18 protein-coding genes are annotated in these 16,782 nt (G+C 70.3%); 4 read left to right on the plus strand and 14 right to left on the minus strand.

Annotated features, from left to right (window positions below; genetic code table 11):
• Positions 1 to 79: 79 nt before the first annotated feature.
• From ACTWJ9_RS24515 to ACTWJ9_RS24540, 6 genes are all read right to left on the minus strand, one after another.
• A complete protein-coding gene (locus ACTWJ9_RS24515) occupies positions 80 to 1,645 on the minus strand; it encodes a DUF1996 domain-containing protein (protein WP_279336422.1) in 1,566 nt (521 codons plus the stop codon).
• 347 nt (positions 1,646 to 1,992) lie between these two features.
• Entirely contained in the window at positions 1,993 to 2,646 is a 654-nt protein-coding gene (locus ACTWJ9_RS24520) for a response regulator (RefSeq protein WP_443294790.1), read from the minus strand.
• The gene (locus tag ACTWJ9_RS24525) at positions 2,631 to 3,902 is read right to left on the minus strand and encodes a sensor histidine kinase (RefSeq protein ID WP_279336424.1); all 1,272 of its coding nucleotides are present in this window, start codon (positions 3,900 to 3,902) and stop codon (positions 2,631 to 2,633) included. Before ACTWJ9_RS24525 ends, ACTWJ9_RS24520 begins: the two co-directional genes overlap by 16 nt.
• Before the next feature lie 97 nt (positions 3,903 to 3,999).
• Positions 4,000 to 5,019 (minus strand): SDR family oxidoreductase, encoded by a 1,020-nt coding sequence (locus tag ACTWJ9_RS24530; protein WP_387040524.1) that lies wholly within the window; start codon positions 5,017 to 5,019, stop codon positions 4,000 to 4,002.
• 80 nt (positions 5,020 to 5,099) lie between these two features.
• Positions 5,100 to 5,696: a winged helix-turn-helix domain-containing protein gene (locus ACTWJ9_RS24535; RefSeq protein WP_387040530.1), complete on the minus strand. Its 597-nt coding sequence runs from the start codon at positions 5,694 to 5,696 to the stop codon at positions 5,100 to 5,102.
• Positions 5,697 to 5,923: 227 nt separating this feature from the next.
• On the minus strand, positions 5,924 to 6,046 hold the full coding sequence (locus ACTWJ9_RS24540) for a hypothetical protein (RefSeq protein WP_279336426.1): 123 nt from the start codon (positions 6,044 to 6,046) through the stop codon (positions 5,924 to 5,926).
• Between the two features lie 157 nt (positions 6,047 to 6,203).
• Here ACTWJ9_RS24540 and tnpA point away from each other — a divergent pair, with 157 nt between their 5' ends.
• On the plus strand, positions 6,204 to 6,638 hold the full coding sequence (gene tnpA, locus ACTWJ9_RS24545) for an IS200/IS605 family transposase (protein ID WP_387040521.1): 435 nt from the start codon (positions 6,204 to 6,206) through the stop codon (positions 6,636 to 6,638).
• On the plus strand, positions 6,635 to 7,843 hold the full coding sequence (locus tag ACTWJ9_RS24550) for an RNA-guided endonuclease InsQ/TnpB family protein (protein ID WP_279336427.1): 1,209 nt from the start codon (positions 6,635 to 6,637) through the stop codon (positions 7,841 to 7,843). The genes tnpA and ACTWJ9_RS24550 overlap by 4 nt, the downstream gene beginning before the upstream one ends.
• 275 nt (positions 7,844 to 8,118) lie before the next feature.
• Here the strand turns inward: ACTWJ9_RS24550 and ACTWJ9_RS24555 are convergent, their stop codons facing one another.
• Complete coding sequence (locus ACTWJ9_RS24555) at positions 8,119 to 8,814, minus strand: hypothetical protein (RefSeq protein ID WP_279336428.1); 696 nt, start codon at positions 8,812 to 8,814, stop codon at positions 8,119 to 8,121.
• A gap of 123 nt (positions 8,815 to 8,937) precedes the next feature.
• Positions 8,938 to 9,312 (minus strand): arsenate reductase family protein, encoded by a 375-nt coding sequence (locus ACTWJ9_RS24560; protein ID WP_279336429.1) that lies wholly within the window; start codon positions 9,310 to 9,312, stop codon positions 8,938 to 8,940.
• Between the two features lie 240 nt (positions 9,313 to 9,552).
• Between ACTWJ9_RS24560 and ACTWJ9_RS24565 the strand changes: the two genes are divergently transcribed.
• On the plus strand, positions 9,553 to 9,867 hold the full coding sequence (locus ACTWJ9_RS24565; RefSeq protein WP_279336430.1) for a hypothetical protein: 315 nt from the start codon (positions 9,553 to 9,555) through the stop codon (positions 9,865 to 9,867).
• On the opposite strand, the gene ACTWJ9_RS24570 is transcribed toward ACTWJ9_RS24565, so the two are convergent.
• The 3 genes from ACTWJ9_RS24570 to glnA all read right to left on the minus strand — a co-directional run bounded on the left by ACTWJ9_RS24570 (position 9,864) and on the right by glnA (position 13,204).
• Positions 9,864 to 11,324 (minus strand): hypothetical protein, encoded by a 1,461-nt coding sequence (locus ACTWJ9_RS24570; RefSeq protein ID WP_279336431.1) that lies wholly within the window; start codon positions 11,322 to 11,324, stop codon positions 9,864 to 9,866. The two genes, ACTWJ9_RS24565 and ACTWJ9_RS24570, sit on opposite strands and share 4 nt — an antisense overlap.
• 28 nt (positions 11,325 to 11,352) lie before the next feature.
• Complete coding sequence (locus ACTWJ9_RS24575) at positions 11,353 to 11,640, minus strand: SCO2583/SCO2584 N-terminal domain-containing protein (RefSeq protein WP_279336432.1); 288 nt, start codon at positions 11,638 to 11,640, stop codon at positions 11,353 to 11,355.
• Positions 11,641 to 11,794: 154 nt separating this feature from the next.
• The gene (gene glnA / locus ACTWJ9_RS24580) at positions 11,795 to 13,204 is read right to left on the minus strand and encodes a type I glutamate--ammonia ligase (RefSeq protein ID WP_279336433.1); all 1,410 of its coding nucleotides are present in this window, start codon (positions 13,202 to 13,204) and stop codon (positions 11,795 to 11,797) included.
• Between the two features lie 281 nt (positions 13,205 to 13,485).
• Here glnA and ACTWJ9_RS24585 point away from each other — a divergent pair, with 281 nt between their 5' ends.
• Positions 13,486 to 13,956: an RDD family protein gene (locus ACTWJ9_RS24585; protein ID WP_279336434.1), complete on the plus strand. Its 471-nt coding sequence runs from the start codon at positions 13,486 to 13,488 to the stop codon at positions 13,954 to 13,956.
• A gap of 490 nt (positions 13,957 to 14,446) precedes the next feature.
• On the opposite strand, the gene ACTWJ9_RS24590 is transcribed toward ACTWJ9_RS24585, so the two are convergent.
• The 3 genes from ACTWJ9_RS24590 to lipA form a co-directional block, all read right to left on the minus strand.
• On the minus strand, positions 14,447 to 15,151 hold the full coding sequence (locus tag ACTWJ9_RS24590; RefSeq protein WP_279336435.1) for a DUF4191 domain-containing protein: 705 nt from the start codon (positions 15,149 to 15,151) through the stop codon (positions 14,447 to 14,449).
• A gap of 100 nt (positions 15,152 to 15,251) precedes the next feature.
• On the minus strand, positions 15,252 to 15,455 hold the full coding sequence (locus ACTWJ9_RS24595) for an SCO2195 family GlnR-regulated protein (protein ID WP_279336436.1): 204 nt from the start codon (positions 15,453 to 15,455) through the stop codon (positions 15,252 to 15,254).
• A 307-nt stretch (positions 15,456 to 15,762) separates the two neighbouring features.
• Positions 15,763 to 16,728, minus strand: coding sequence for a lipoyl synthase (gene lipA / locus ACTWJ9_RS24600; RefSeq protein WP_279336437.1), 966 nt, complete (start codon positions 16,726 to 16,728; stop codon positions 15,763 to 15,765).
• Between the last annotated feature and the right edge of the window lie 54 nt (positions 16,729 to 16,782).

Here is a 16,782-nt window from a genome sequence, read left to right on the forward strand (position 1 = left end):
ACACAGGAGGAGGGCCGGTGGCGGGAATCCCGCCACCGGCCCTCCTTTTTCTCAGTGTCTCAGTGGGCGACCGAGGGGACTACGTGCACTTCTTGCCCTTGTTGATGCACTTGACCACCTTGTTCATCAGGCTCTCGTCCATGACGTTGATGAAGTCGTTGTGGTCGGTGATCGGCTTGTGCAGCTGCTCCGGGAAGGAGTCCACGGCGTACGGGTTCTTCACCTGACCGTTCTCGATGGTCGGGGTGGGAACGTCGTACACCAGGCGGACCTGGAGCTGCGGGATGGCCTTGAAGCCGTTGGCGCAGCTGCCGTCCGCCTGGACGAACGCCACGTGGTCACGGTGGTTGGCGCTGTCGGTGTTCTGTCCGTCCCAGCAGCTCTGGAAGTTGGACGTGCGCACGAGCTGACTGCCCTCGGGGCACAGCACGTACTTGTCCGTGGACTGCCGGTCCTCGAAGCCGGTGCAGCTGTACGAGGTGTTGGCGTTCTTGAGGCCGTTGGTGAAGGCCTTGGCGTCACCGGTGATGATGCGCATCAGCTTGGGGATCGCGACGACCTTGCTCCGCTTGTTGCCGACGAACCGGAGCTGGGCCTCCTGGGCCTGGAGGATCCTGCCGACGTTGCCCTCGGCGCCACCGCCCTGGTCGGCCGCGTCGAACTCCTGGGTGCCGTCCTGCACGCGCAGCACCGGCCAGAAGTACGAGGACTTGTCGCCCTGGTTCTGGCAGCTGGTCTCGGCGGCGACCAGGTCGTCGTCGCTGGAGAGCGAGCTGTTGCTCTGGTTGCCGACGTAGTCGTGCATGTGGTGCGCGCCGTTCGCGACACCGGGGGCCACGATGATGTTGTCGCTGTTGTAGATCTTGTTCTCGTTGACGCCGCACTTCGTGGTGAAGCTGCCCTTGGAGCCGGACCTGCCGTTGGCGGCCAGACCGTTCGGGAGGTCGCGCGAGTTCGGCGGGACGTCGTTGATGTCGATGAAGTCCTCGGCGAACGGACCCGCGGCGCCGTTGCCGTTGTCGTTGGGGAGCTGCCCCTCGCCCTGGTCCTGACCGTCGCCCTGGTCCTGACCGTTGTCCTGACCCTGGTCACCGCCCTGGCCGTTGTCCTGGCCGTTGTCCTGACCGTCGCCGTTCTGACCGTCGCCGTTCTGGCCGTCGGTCGGCAGCGGCTGGTCGGCGGGGCGGCCGGAGCAGGGGGCGAGCTCGTCCAGGTTCCCGGGAACCTGGCCGCCCGCACGGCTGATCTCCAGCTTGATCCGGTCGAGGAGCACCTTACGACGGTCCTTGAGCGGACCCAGAATGGCGTTCTGGACGTACTGCGAGTCCCCGGCCTGCGCCTGGCGCGTGGTGGCCAGACGCTGGTAGGCGTCGGTGATCTGCTGGTCCATCGAGGCCAGTTCGCCGTCGACCTCACCGCGGGCCTGGTCCGGCACGTCGGAGAGCTGCTGACCGACGTCCGGGCAGTCGATCGTGGCGATCTGCGCCGCACTCACCTTGGTCCGGCTCTGAGCCTGGTCCGACTCGCCGGCCGAAGCGTAGAAGTTCGCCCAGACCAGCCCGCCCCCACCGAGCGCCAAGGCCGCCGTTCCGGCCACGGCTTTGGCGGCCAACGGCATACGGCGTTTTCTTGTATTGCGTCCCATCATTCTCCTCGCAAGGGGGCTCTCGGCCTTCCCGGTGCTCTGGTGATCTGTGCTGTGCCCCGCAAAGGGGTCGGTTCGGGCTGGACCGCGACCCTCGGGCTGGAAGCCCGCCGCCTCAGCGGTGGGTGGAGTCACGGAACTCCTCTGACCTGGTTGAGGAGCACCCCCTTACGGGCATCGAATCGCCCAGCAGAAGCGGAGCGGCTCCCTTGAGTACGGGAGCCGCTCCGGGGGTGTTCAACCGTCACAGAAATTGATGGGAAGTTCGTACGGCGCTCTGGTTTCAACGCCCTCTGGACCACGAGGAGTTGTTGGTCGTGAACGTCGGGTGAGGGGCGGGCCCGGTTTCACCTTCCCTGGTCGAGATGGGCGAGAACCGCCAGCACGCGACGGTTGTCGTCGTCCGAGACCTCCAGTCCCAGTTTGGTGAAGATGTTCGCGGTGTGCTTGGCGATGGCCCGTTCCGTCACCACCAGCCGGCCGGCGATCGCCGCGTTGGAGCGCCCCTGCGCCATCAGCTCCAGTACCTCCCGTTCCCGGGGCGTCAGCCGCGCCAGCGGCCGGTCGTCACCCGACCGCCGTGCCAGCAACTGCTGGATCACCTGCGGATCCATCGCCGTACCTCCGCCCGCCACCCGCCGTACGGCGTCCACGAACTGCTCCGCGTCGAACACCCGGTCCTTCAACAGATACCCCACCGCACCACTGCCGTCGGCCAGCAGCTCCCGCGCGTACAACTGCTCCACGTGCTGCGACAGCACCAGCACCGGAAGTCCCGGCCTGCGGCGCCGCGCCTCGAGCGCGCACTGCAGCCCCTCGTCGGTGTGCGTCGGCGGCAGCCGTACGTCGACCACGGCCACGTCCGGCTCCGACTCGGCCAGCGCCCGGGCCAGTTCGGGACCGGACTCCACGGCCGCGACGATCTCGAAGTCATGGGCCCGCAGGAGCCGGACCAGTCCGTCGCGCAGCAGAAACAGGTCTTCGGCTAGGACAACTCGCAAGGGATCTCCATGGTGACCATGGTGGGACCGCCCGCGGGGCTGCTGACGGCCAGGACGCCGTCGAATGTACCCAGGCGCCGCTCCACCCCGGTCAGCCCCGAACCGGCCCCGATCACCGCGCCGCCCTTTCCGTTGTCGGTGACGCTCACCCGCAGATGGCCCTCGGCGTGGTGCAGATCGACCCAGATCCGGTCGGCACCCGCGTGCTTCACCGCGTTGGTGAGCACCTCACTGACGGCGAAGTACGCGGCCGACTCCACCGGTGCCTCGGCCCGGCCCGGCAGCTCCACGTTCACCTCGGTGGCCACCGGCAGCCTGAGCGCCAGCGCCCGCACCGCGTCGCCCAGCCCGCGCTCGGCCAGCACCGGCGGATGGATGCCGTGTACCAGCTCCCGCAGTTCCGACAGTGCCTCCACCGAGGACCTGCGGGTCCGCGCGATCAACTCCTTCGCCTGCTCCGGGTCCTTGTCGAGCAGCGCCTCGATGGTCCCCAGATCCATGCCCATCGCGACCAGCCGGGCCTGCGCCCCGTCGTGCAGATCCCGCTCGATGCGCCGCAGTTCGGCCGCGGACGTGTCGACGGCGTCACGCCGCGTCTCGGTCAGCACCCGTACCCGCTCGCTCAGTTCACCCTGGCTGGGGGAGAGGACGGCGCGGGTGAGCCGGTAATGGGCGTTCAGCACCGACGGGGTGACGAAGTGGGCGAGGAAGAGCAGACCGAGGGCCAGTGCGCCGGCGCCGAGCGCGGAGGCCTGGTCGCCGACCGGGACGAAGCCGTACCAGTACGGGTCCGGCATCACCCGCCACAGCCCGGCCGCGAGCGCGAACCCCTCCAGCGGGTACAGCAGCAGCGCGGCCGGCAGCAGCGCGGTGACGACCCCCGCGGTCATGTCGACCAGCAGCCACCACAGTTCCCGCCGGGTCGCCGGATCGCTCAGCATCCCGAACGTGCGCTCCCAGGGGTTGGCGTCCTTGGGCAGCGGGCGGTACGCGGGCGGGATGCGCACCCCGCCCCACTCGGCGGCCAGCACCCGCCGCCAGTTCGCATAGGTGCGTGCCCGGGTCAGCACGTACGGCGTCGTGACGATGCCGATCCCGAGGGGAATCAGCGCGATCGACAGCAGGGTCAGGGTGAAGCACAGCGCTGACAGCGGGAGCGACACCAACGCCAGCCCCAGCCCCCGCAGTGCGGCCTTGGCAAGGCCCTTCGTACGTCTGGTGCCGCTTCTGGTGCCGTTTCTCGTGTCGATGCTCATGCCGTAAGTCTGTCCGGGCACCGATGCCCGGGTCACTGGCCCGAACCCCCGGTCACGGGGTGGTGCTACGTACACCTGGCCGGGCCCACGGCCCGTCCTACGGCTCGCCCCGGCCTCCCTCCGCCGCGAGCACCTTCGCCTCCACCTCCGGGTCGAGCCCCTTGAACGTCCGGTCCGGACGCTGGGGTGCCGTTCCGCCGATGGCCCGCAGCCAGCGCCAGGTGTCGGCCACGGTCTCGGCGACGGGACGGCAGCGCAGCCCCGTGGCGACCGCCCGGGAGACGTCCGCTCGGTGCAGGGCGCCGTGTGCTTCGCTGTCCGGCGGCACCCACACCGGCAGCTGCGTCCACGGTTCGATGCCGGCCTGAAGGATCATCTCCGGTGCGGTCCACCGCAGTTCGGCCGCGCCCCCGGTCACCTCCGCGCACGCCTCCAGCAGCGCGCCGATCGTGGCGTGTCCCTGCGGGCCCAACAGGTTGTACGGGCCGCTCAGTTCCCGCTCGGCCGCCCCGAGGATCCACTCGGCGAGGTCGCGGACGTCGACGTACTGGACGGGCAGGTCACGCGGCCCCGGAGCGAGGACCGGGCCGCCGCGTGCCATCCGGTTCAGCCACCAGGGCAGCCGGCCGACGTTCTCGTACGGCCCGAGAATCAGCCCCGCCCGCACCAGCACCGACCGGTCCGCGCCGAAGGCGTCCACGGCGGCCAGTTCACCGCCCCGCTTGTCCCGCGGGTACTCGGTCTGGTCGGCGTCCGCGCGGGCACCCGCCACCACCGGGGCCTGCTCGGTGTACCCGGCGGGCGCGGGCCAGGCGTACACCGAGCAACTCGACACGTACACGTACCGCCCGGCGCGGCCCCGCAGCAGCCGCGCCGTGTCCCGGACGGCACGCGGGGCGGCCGACCAGGTGTCGACGACGACGTCCCACTCGCCGGCCGCCTCGTCGAGCGCGGCCAACCCGTCGACGGCGGTCCGGTCTCCCAGCAGCGACCGGACGCCCGGCGGCGCCCCGTGCCGCCCCCGGTGGAAGACGGTCACCTCCCAGCCCCGCCCGAGCGCCGCCTCCACGACGGCCCGCCCCGCGAACTCCGTACCGCCCAGCACCAGAAGCCTCATACCGCCCGACTCTGCCGTGTCGGACGGGCCGGGGGAACAGGAATCTGCCGAGGGCAGAGCAGAGCCGGGGCGGGCCGCCCTCAGGGGGCGTACTTGTAGCCGACGCGGCGCACAGTCTGGATCCTGCCCCGGTGCTCGGCGCCCAGCTTGCGGCGCAGCCGGGCGACGTGGACGTCGACGGTGCGGCCGTCGCCCACATGGCCGTAGCCCCACACGGTGGCGACCAGGTGGTCGCGGGTGTGCACCCGGTTCGGGTGTGCCACGAGATGGGCGAGCAGCTCGAACTCCAGGTAGGTGAGGTCGAGTTGCCGTCCGTTCACCTCAGCAGTGCGCCGCATGGTGTCGACGCGGACCGAATCGTCGGCCGCGTCGGCCCCATCGGTTTCGGAGGGCGCGGTGAGGGCGGACGACGGGCCGGCGTCCGGTACCGCCACAGGGAACGGCGGCTGCTGGTCGGCGGGGACCAGCACCAGGTAGCCGACCATGGGCGGGCGCCCGGGCAGGACGGGCAGGGTGTGCTGCGGTGCGGGCAGCCAGGTGGCCCCCGGAGGGAGCAGGTCCGCGACCGTGACGACCTCGTCCGGGGCGACGGCCCGCAGCCCGTGGCGGGGACGGCCGTCGGCCGGGACGGTACGGGGCGCGACGGGGGCGGCGGGTGAGGAGGACGCCGAGGTCACCGAGGTCACGGAGTTCGCGGCGCGCACGGAGTTTGCGGGGGTCGCAGCGTTCGCGAGGTTCACGGGATGCGCAGGATTTGTGGGGGAGAGGGAACGAGTGGTCGCCATGAGGGGTCAGCTCTTTCGCGCGAAGGGTTCGTCGAGAGGACTCGACCGCCACGAGTTCGTGGTCGGGCCGGTCGAGGACGTACGCGGTTCGCGCCGGCGGAAGGCCGGGAGGTACGGCGTCAGAGGGCCGGCGCGGTCGTCGCGCGGCAACACTCGCGGTCGAAGTCGTCGTGCTGACGGGAGGGCCAGAAGGGCTCGAGGTCCTGACGACCTGTCGCGATGAGCTTCCGGGAACCGTCCATGCCCCCATTATGACCTAGCCAGGGGGCGCTCCGCCTTAGCGGGGTGGGGAATGGCTTGTCTGGGCTGCTCCGATCTCAACTGGGTGCAGAAATCAGCATTGTTCGCCTGTACCGTTTTTCTGCCGCACTAGACCTGTCGCGTGTGTATAGTTGTTAAGTGGCCGTGACCAGGAAGGTTCGCCGATTCTCCGGCGGCGTGTACGACCTCGGGCTCCACGTGGTGTGGTGTCCGAAGTACCGCCGTCCGGTCCTGGACGGCCGGGTCGCGGAACGCCTGGACGAGCTGATCCGGGCCAAGGCGGACGAGCGCGACTGGGAGATCATCGCTCTTGAGGTGGTGCCCGACCGCGTACACCTGTTCGTCAAGCACGATGCGAAGTCGTCCGCCTCATACGTAGCCAACCAGTTCAAGGGCTTCACTTCCCGCGTGCTGCGTGAGGAGTTCCCGCACCTGAGGTCGCGGATGCCCACGCTGTGGTCGTCGTCGTACTTCGCAGCCTCGGTAGGCGCGGTATCGGCGGCGACAGTGGCGAGGTACATCGACACCCAGTGGGAACGCCCCCAAAAGAAGCGGGAGGGGGACGGCTCGTGATCCGCGCGTACAAGTTCCTCCTGCGGCCCACGGCCCGTCAGACGGTCGCGCTGGGCGAGATGCTGCGAGATCACTGCTCGCTGTACAACGGGGCCATCCAGGAGCGCCGGGACGCCTACCGGCACACGTCGAAGACGACCGTGCGCTACGGCGACCAGTCCGCGCAGCTCAAGGACATCCGGGCGTTCGACCCCGAGCGCCAGGGCCGCTGGTCGTTCTCCTCCCAGCAGGCCACCCTGCGCCGCCTGGACAAGGCGTTCGCCGCGTTCTTCCAGCGTGTCAAGGCAGGCCAGACACCCGGATACCCCAGGTTCAAGGGCGTCGGGCACTTCGACACCGTGACCTTCCCGAAAGACGGCGACGGCTGCCGATGGGACTCCACCCCGCACGATGCGCAGACCCGCGTCCGCCTCCAGGGCGTCGGCCACGTCCGCGTGCACCAGCACCGTCCCGTCAAGGGCCGGGTCAAGACGATCAGCATCAAGCGGGAAGGAAGGCGCTGGTACGTCGTCCTCTCCTGCGACCAGGTGCCCGCTGAGTCGCTGCCCGCCACGGGCAGCATCATCGGCATCGACATGGGCGTCGAGCACTTCCTGACCACGTCCGACGGCGTGCACATCGCCAGCCCGCGCTTCCTCGGAGCGGTGGCAGACGACCTGGCCGAGGCGCAGCGGCACCTGGCGAGGTTCCCCCAGCGGACCCGCCGACGCACCAAGAAGCACCGGGCCGCCGCCCGGAGGGTCGCCCGGATCCACGCGAAGATCCGCCGGCAGCGCCTGGACCACGCGTACAAGACCGCGCTCGCCCTCGTGGGCGACCACGATGTGATTGCCCACGAGCGGCTCAACACAGCGGGCATGACCCGCGCGCCCAAGCCCAAGCCCGATCCGGAAACCCCCGGCGCGTTTCTGCCCAACGGGTCCGCCGCCAAGGCCGGTCTGAACCGCAGCATCCTCGACGCGGGTTGGGGGGTGTTCCTCGTGATCCTCGCCCACAAGGCTGAAAGCGCCGGTCGGACCGTCATCGCCGTGGACCCCCGCAACACCTCCCGCACCTGCCCCGACTGCGGGCACGTTGCGAAGGAGAACCGCGCCACCCAAGCGAAGTTCGAATGCACGGTGTGCGGGTTCGCAGCGAACGCGGACCACGTCGGCGCGACGAACGTCCTCAACAGGGCCGGGCTGGCCCTCTGCGACGTGGCCTAGCCACGACCGCAGGAAGCCCGCGCGTTTCGCGTGAGTGGAGTCACTGAAGCAGACCGAGGCCCCCAGCAGGAGCCCCGGTTCACCACGTGGACCGTGTGGTGCGGGCTTCTCGCTCCTCCCCGGACGCAGGGAGCCCTCCCCCGCTCTCGACGGCGGTCGAGCGGGGAAGGGCTCCCGTCACACCCCGGGGCGGCGACCCGGGTCGGGGCGGTACCGTGGCACGCCCCGACCCCCGAACTGGGTCCGCGCCCCGGAGGGCTTGTGGTGACCCGGGGTCAGCCCACCTTCTCGATGAGCGCCCGGCGGATCAGGAACTTGCCGGGCTCCCGGACCTGCTCGAAGGCCGCGTCGTTGAGCAGGGCGCAACTGCCGGACACCCCGGTGACCTCCACCGTCGTGGACTTGTTGTTGTCCAGGTTGGTGACCTTCAGCTTGGTCCCGGCCGGGAACTGGTTGCTGGACGCCGCCGGGGCGCCGGCCTCACCGGAGAGGGTGACCGTGGAGCCGTTGCACACCTGCTCGCCGGAGGCCGCCGCGCCGCCGCCCGGGTTCTGCGCGGCGTCGTCGCCACCGCCGGCCTGCTCGCCGCCGGCCTGCTCACCGGGGGCGGGCTGGGCGGGCTGCTCGGGCTGCGCCGGCTGGGAGTCCTGAGCCGACTCCCCCACCGTGCACCCGGACGCCCGCTGCTTGAGCTCGATCTCCGCGATGACCGCTTCGCGGTTGGCGATCCGCGCCTCGGACTGCGCGTCGGGATCGGCCCGTTGGCCCTCGATGAACTTCTGGTTGTTACCGAGCGCCGTGGCGAGACCCTGGCAGACCGTCGAGTCGGCCGCCGACTTGGTGGTGGGGGCCGCCGTCTGGGAGGCGTTCGACGTGGTCGCCATGACGAAGGCACCGCCACCGGCCACCGTCGCGGCGCTCAGCAGCAACGCGAGCTTCTTCTTGGGGCCGAGAGTTCTCCTGCGCGACATGCGCGCCTCCTGAAGCGGGTAGGGGAACGTACGCCGCTATGTACGAGGTGCCGAACGAAGTTACTCAGCGGTCCGGCAGCCTCCTCCAGGTGGCCTGCGTCACACGCCGCTTGCTCTCGGGTGTCAGGCGTCAGGCGTCCGACGGGACAGGGCGTCCCGTACCGCCTCCTCGCTGCGGGCCACGACCGCCGTGCCGTCCTCGGCCGTGATGATCGGGCGCTGGATCAGCCGGGGGTGCTCGGCGAGCGCCGCGATCCAGCGCTCCCGTGAGCCGGCGTCCCGCGGCCATTCCTTGAGCCCGAGTTCCCCGGCGGCCGCCTCCCCGGTGCGGGTGATGTCCCACGGCTCCAGGCCCAGCCGCTCCAGCACCTCACGGATCTCGCCCTGACTCGGCACGTCCTCCAGATAGCGGCGGACGGTGTAGTCGGCACCCTCGGCGTCCAGCAGGGTGAGGGCGCTGCGGCACTTGGAACAGGCCGGATTGATCCAGATCTCCATGCCGCTCACCGTACGCCCCTCCGCTTCCGCCCCTCCGCTGTTCGAATTCCCCATCGCCTCGGGGGCACCTTCCGAACCAGGCGTTCCGCAGCTGGAACACCTCCTCCACCTGGGTGTTCGTCGACCTTCCCAGGACCCCCGGATGTCAGTGCCGGGCAGTAAACTGGAGGCAGTGTTCGAGGGTGTTGCCGGGATCGGCGTGGATCTCGGTGGGCACCCTGACCGCGACAGGAGGATGCCGTGCCCGCTGCCGCACTGAAGCCGAAGCCCCTGCCCACCCAGTCCACCGCGAAGCGTCCCGTCCTGCTCGAAACGCCCTGCGCGCCCGTCGCGAAGCGGCCGCTGCCGCCGGGCCGCCCGCGGGAGTGGTACGTCACGCACAACCGCCGGCTCAAGGCGATGCGTCTCGCCATCGCCCTGCTCGACTCCGGCGTCTACCTGCCCGACCAGGCATCCGACGAGACGATACGCGGCACGGCGGAACTGATCGGCATACACCCGCCGTCCCGCACGACCTGCCACATGGTCCGCTCCCTCATGCGCCACAACCGCTAGCCGCCAGGACCGACGGGCGGGGTCTGTCTTCGGGAGGGCAGCCCCGCCTCCCCCATGCGCCGCTTCAGCGCGTCCCCGCTGAACAGATGGCCGGCCCGGTCGAGCAGTTCGCCCACCTCCGGGTCCCCGGGGCGCCTGCCGGCGGTCGGATGCCAGTGCTGCACCGACTGTCCGGCCCACATCCGCAGTGTGTCGTCCGGATCCTCCAGCAGGGCGACCGCCGCCCGCAGCCCGACGACCCCGCCCCGGGCATAGAGCAGCCGGAACGCGGCGACTCGGACATGCCGGGGGTGCCCGATATCGAGGAACCCCATCAGACGGTCGGCGGGGAGCGCGCCGGAGAAGGGAAGCAGGGAGGTGGCCGCTTCCCGCACCACACCGGACGCGGGGTCGTCGAGCAGCGGCAACAACCGCTCCGTGTCGCTCACGTCGAGGATGCGCAGCCCGGCCACCGCCCGGGCCCGTACGCCCGGTGCCGGGTGGGCGAGCAGGGGCCACAGCAGGTCCGCGTCGGCGCGCTGTCCGCACTCCGCCAGGCCGACGGCCGCGCCGGGCGGCATCGCCGGGTCCGCCGGGTCCGCGCACCGTTCGCGGTACCAGGGCAGTGGATCCGTCCCGTGCCGGCGTACGACGTACCGCGCGCAGGCCCGCACGACCGCGGACCGGTCGGCGAGGAACTCCACTGCTCGCTCGGACCGCCCGGCCCGCCTCAGCGCGGTGACGCCGGCCGACCGCGCCCGCGGGTTGCGCGCGCCCAGCAGCGGCTCCAGCACGTCGTCCCAGCCGCCCCGTCCGGAGCCGGTGCTTGCGGCGGCCAGGGCGGCGTCGGCGCAGAGGGCCTGGACGACCGCGTCGTCGTCCCGGGCGGCGTGGCGGGCCAGCTCACCGGGGGAGAGGAGGCCCCCTTCGACGGCCGCCCGGAAGGCGAACCGGCGCAAAAGACGGTCGGGGTGGGTGCGCAGGGGCAGCAGCAGCTCGCGCGGAGCCCGGCGGAGCGCGGCGTCGAGCAGTCCGAGACCGAAGTTCCCGCGCTCGCGGCGGGCGACCCGCAGAACCAGCGGGGCGAGGGAGGCGACCGTCCGGGCACTCACCTCCCCGGCGAGGGCCTCGCCCAGCAGCTGACGGGCCCGTTCGCGCACGGGCCCGGCCCAGTCGGCGGCACGCACGACGAGCAGGGGCAGCAGTGCGGGGTGCTCCGCGACCCCGGCCAGCGCACGCTCACGTATCCGCCCGTCGGGATGGCACAACGCCAGAGCCAGCCACGACTCTTCCGGCAGTTCCAGGGCCAGCGCATCCGGCAGTGGCGCGGGCCGGTACCACGCCGACGCGCGCACACCCTCGTCCAGCGAGATCCAGGCACTCCCACTCGGGTCGGCGATGTCCAGCACCTCACCGAGGGCGGCCCCCCGGGCCAGGCGCACCGCCGCCGTCTCCCCGCCGATGACGGCCTTGTTCATGCCGTGCATCCCGTGCATCCCGTGCTGATCAGTACGGGCGGAAGTTGATGTAACCAAGGAAAACGATCACTGCGGCGACGCAGCCGAGGACCACGGCCGTGGACACCCAGGACGACGAGCCCCGGGGCGACGCTCCTCGGAGCGACGACCGCCGGGAGCCCCGGTGCTCCGGCTCGCCGCGGAACGGGACCGGGCCAGGCGGGTCGTCCTTCCAGCGCGCGGCGAGCATCCGGGCACGGGCCGAGGGCTCCTTGTGCTCGGCCCCGTCCGCCCACTTGATGTCGAACTCGCGCTCCTCGTCGTCCCTTTCGGGCATCCCCGTGAACCTCTCTCGAACAGCAGTGTCAGTTTCCCATCATCCCTCTCCGAGCCCGCCGAGGAAAGCACGTTCCGGACATGCGGGACGCCCCTGCTCCCGGAAGCACGGAAACAGGGGCGCCGAACGGCTGTGACGCGTGCGCGTCAGTGCATCACACGTCGAAGTACAGTTCGAACTCGTGCGGGTGCGGGCGGAGGGCCAGGGGGGCGATCTCGGTGGTGCGCTTCAGGTCGATCCAGGTCTCGATCAGGTCGGACGTGAAGACGTCGCCCTGGAGGAGGAACTCGTGGTCGGCCTCGAGGCGGTCGAGGACGGCGGTGAGGGAGGTCGGGACCTGGGCCACGTTGGCGTGCTCCTCGGGAGCCAGCTCGTAGAGGTCCTTGTCGATCGGCTCGGCCGGCTCGATCTTGTTCTTGATGCCGTCCAGGCCCGCGAGCAGCAGGGCCGAGAACGCCAGGTAGGGGTTGCCGGAGGCGTCCGGGGCGCGGAACTCGACGCGCTTGGCCTTCGGGTTCGAGCCGGTGATCGGGATACGCATCGCGGCGGAACGGTTGCGCTGCGAGTACACCAGGTTCACCGGGGCCTCGAAGCCCGGCACCAGGCGGTGGTACGAGTTCACCGTCGGGTTGGTGAAGGCGAGCAGCGACGGGGCGTGCCTGAGGATGCCGCCGATGTAGTAGCGGGCCATGTCCGACAGGCCGGCGTAGCCCTGCTCGTCGTAGAACAGCGGTTCGCCACCCGCCCACAGCGACTGGTGGACGTGCATGCCCGAGCCGTTGTCACCGAAGATCGGCTTCGGCATGAAGGTCGCGGTCTTGCCGTTGCGCCAGGCGACGTTCTTCACGATGTACTTGAAGAGCTGCAGGTCGTCGGCGGCGGCGAGCAGGGTGTTGAACTTGTAGTTGATCTCGGCCTGGCCGGCGGTGCCCACCTCGTGGTGCTGGCGCTCGACCTTCAGGCCGGACCGGGCCAGCTCCAGCGAGATCTCGGCGCGCAGGTCGGCGAAGTGGTCGACCGGCGGGACCGGGAAGTAGCCGCCCTTGTAGCGGACCTTGTAACCGCGGTTGTCCTCCAGCGCGCCGGTGTTCCAGGCGCCCGCCTCGGAGTCGATGTGGTAGAAGGACTCGTTCTCGGACGTCTTGAAGCGCACGCTGTCGAAGACGTAGAACTCGGCCTCGGGGCCGAAGAACGCGGTGTCCGCGATGCCGGTGGAGGCCAGGTACGCCTCGGCCTTCCGGGCCACGTTGCGCGGGTCGCGGGAGTACTGCTCGCCCGTGATCGGGTCGTGGATGAAGAAGTTGATGTTCAGCGTCTTGTCGCGGCGGAACGCGTCGAGCCTCGCGGTCGAGAGGTCCGCGCGCAGCGACATGTCGGACTCGTGGATGGCCTGGAAACCACGGATCGAGGATCCGTCGAAGGCCAGCTCCTCATCCGGGTCGAACGCTTCGGCGGGCACCGTGACGTGCTGCATCACACCCGGGAGGTCGCAGAAGCGGACGTCGATGAACTTGACGTCCTCGTCCGCGATGTACTTCTTGGCCTCGTCGGCGTTCTGGAACATCCAGCTCCTCCTACTCCCGACCGTCCCGCCGGGGTGGTAGATCGTTCGTGCGGCCGGTGCAGGTGGCCCGCGCTGTGGTCGACCCTAGGGACGGGGCATTTCTCCGGCGTGACCCATTTGTTTCGCACAAGTTAACCGGCACATCCCTCACGGTAGTCCGGACAGGCGCCGCCGTCGCGCCCTGTCCCGCACCTCGTCCCGCGCCTCGTCCCGCGCCCGGACGGCCTCCGGTCCGTACCCCGCTGTCCCCCGGCCGTATTCGGGCGCAGTACCGTGTAGGGGTGGACAACAGGCAGGTAATCGGTTCGTGGCTCTCCGGGCCGCGCGCGGCCCTGGAAGAGGCCGGCGCCGACTTCGGATACCGGGGTGAGCAGCTCGGGCTGCCGGAGACCGGGCCGGGCTCCATCGCCCGCCCGGGCCGGAGGCTGGGCGCCCTGGCCGTCGACTGGGGCCTGTGCGCGCTGGTCGCCTCCGGCCTGATCACCAACGGCTTCAACGGGCAGACGACCAGCAACTGGACGCTGCTGGTGTTCTTCGTGCTGAGCGTTCTCACCGTCGGCACGGTCGGGTTCACTCCCGGCAAGCGTCTGTTCGGCCTGCGCGTCGTCGCCGTGGACAGCGGCCGGGTGCAGCCGCTGCGCGGCCTGGTCCGCTCCGCGCTGCTCTGCCTCGCGATCCCCGCCCTGGTCTGGGACGGCGACGGCCGCGGCCTGCACGACCGACTGGCCCGCACGGTCGAGGTCCGGATCTGAGCCGGACCCGAAGGGTTCGAGGGGTAGGTAACTGCTCGCCGGGGAGTGCGCACGGGGTCGCGTTAGCTCGATCGTGTGATGGTTCGTTCGTGAGCTTGTGGTGTCCTGGGCCGACTGGGCTAGCGTGAGCGTGCGATCTGGGACGCCGGGTGTGGCGTCAGCGTGCGGGGCCCCTGCTCCACCGGAGTGATGGTTCGGGGCCTCCCCGTCGCCTCTGGCCACACCCATATGGCCAGGTCGTGAGGGAACCGGCCTCCCGGGCCCGGACCACGCACAGGATGCGTGTCGCCGCCCCGGGGTCGAGTACGCCGGGGACCAGTGCGCCCAAGACCGTTCGGGGCGTGCGACCGAGTGGGCTCGCTCCTGCTCAGTCTTCAGGAACGGTTCGGAGGGACGGCGACGGCAGAACGACGGACAGGACCGCCGTACATGAGGAGGGGCGCCCGGAAGCATTCCGGGTGCCCCTCCTCATGCACCGTGTACGACGTCCTCAGCGGGACTTCGGGCCACCGCCCTTCGGGAGCTTCATGCCCTTGGGCATGGGGCCCTTCGGGATCGGCATGTTGCTCATCAGGTCGCCCAGCGCGCGCAGCCGGTCGTTGGTCGCGGTGACCTGCGGGCCGGTGAGGACACGGGGCAGCTTGAGCATGGTCGTGCGCAGCTTCTTCAGCTCGACCTGGCCCTCGCCCGTGCCCACGATCATGTCGTGCACCGGGACGTCCGCGACGATGCGGTACATCCGCTTCTTCTCGGCGGCGAGCAGGCTCTTCACCCGGTTCGGGTTGCCCTCGGCGATCAGCACGATGCCGGCCTTGCCGACCGCGCGGTGCACCACGTCCTGGTTGCGGTTCATCGCGACCGCGGGAGTCGTCGACCAGCCCCGGCCGACGTTGTCCAGCACGGCCGCGGCGGCGCCCGGCTGTCCCTCCATCTGTCCGAAGGCCGCCCGCTCGGCCCTGCGCCCGAACACGATCGCCGTCGCGAGGAAGGCGAGCAGGAAGCCCAGGATGCCGAGATAAACGGGGTGACCGATCAGGAAGCCGATCGCGAGGAAGACACCGAAGGTGACGATCCCGATAGCCGCGAGTACAAGGCCGATCTTCTTGTCGACCCTGCGGGTCATCTTGTAAGTCAGAGCGATCTGTTTCAGTCGCCCGGGGTTCGCAGCGTCCGCTGCGGTTTCCTTCCTCGCCATGCCACGAAGTCTACGTGTCCCCGGAAGCGAGGACGACGGCAGTGCCTCCGGAGGATCGGAGACCTCGGAGACCTCGGGGGGGACCGGAGGGATCGGAGACTCAGAGACCGGTGACGGTCGGGGACTGGTCGAGTACGCGCTCCGCCTCCACCCGGTCCTTGGCGCGGCGGCGGTCCTCCAGGACGGAGGTCCAGGCGTTGCGACGGGCGGTGCGCTGGCCGCTGCTCATCAGCAGCGACTCGACGGCGCGCAGCGCGGTGCCGAAGGACGGGATGGCGGTGGCGCGGACCGGCGCGGCCTGCATCGTGGAGGTCCTCCTTCGAAGCGTCTTCGGGTGCGGGTGCGACTGCGAGTACGACAGTGGGCGCGGCTGTGAGCGCGGGTGCACGTGCCGTGATTCCAGGGTCACTGATTGGTGTTACCAGGACGTGACCCCCCGGTCAAACGCACATGAAGCCCCGGTTCGCGCCCTGCGGACGCCGACGCGGTCCCGGCGTACGCCCTCATCTGCGAGGACGGCCGGGACCGCGTCGTCTCGGCCATTACTGGCCGGTAGTTTCTTGTGCGTGAGTTCACACGCGTGCCGTACGGCACGCGGCGGGAACGCCGGGTCAGACGGCCTGGGCGGCGATGTACGTACCGCGCTTCTCGACCGCCATCCGGTAGAGGCGGCCGGCCCGGTACGAGGAGCGGACCAGCGGGCCGGACATCACACCGGAGAAGCCGATCTGCTCGGCCTCCTCCTTCAGCTCCACGAACTCGTGCGGCTTCACCCAGCGCTCGACGGGGTGGTGCCGCACCGACGGGCGCAGGTACTGCGTGATGGTGACCAGCTCGCAGCCGGCGTCGTGCAGCTGCCGGAGCGCGTCGCTGATCTCCTCGCGGGTCTCGCCCATGCCGAGGATCAGGTTCGACTTGGTGACCAGTCCGTAGTCCCGGGCGGCGGTGATGACCTTCAGGGAGCGGTCGTAGCGGAAGCCGGGGCGGATCCGCTTGAAGATGCGGGGCACCGTCTCGACGTTGTGCGCGAACACCTCGGGGCGGGAGGAGAAGACCTCCTCCAGCTGCTCGGGGACCGCGTTGAAGTCGGGGGCCAGCAGCTCGACCTTGGTGCGGCCGTCCGCGCGTTCGGCGGTCTGCGCGTGGATCTGGCGCACGGTCTCGGCGTACAGCCAGGCGCCGCCGTCCTCCAGGTCGTCGCGGGCGACGCCGGTGATGGTGGCGTAGTTCAGGTCCATGGTGACCACGGACTCGCCCACGCGGCGCGGCTCGTCACGGTCGAGCGCCTCGGGCTTGCCGGTGTCGATCTGGCAGAAGTCACAGCGCCGGGTGCACTGGTCGCCGCCGATGAGGAAGGTCGCCTCGCGGTCCTCCCAGCACTCGTAGATGTTCGGGCAGCCGGCTTCCTGGCAGACCGTGTGCAGGCCCTCGCTCTTGACGAGGTTCTGCATCTTCGTGTACTCGGGCCCCATTTTCGCCCGGGTCTTGATCCACTCGGGCTTGCGCTCGATCGGGGTCTGGCTGTTGCGGACCTCCAGGCGCAGCATCTTGCGTCCGTCCGGTGCGACTGCGGACACGTCGGCTCCCTAGCTTCGATTCTTCGGCGTACACCAGGGTACGCCCGTGTTTGA

This window comes from Streptomyces sp. GDS52, from assembly GCF_052246875.1.
Lineage (GTDB): Bacteria > Actinomycetota > Actinomycetes > Streptomycetales > Streptomycetaceae > Streptomyces > Streptomyces cathayae.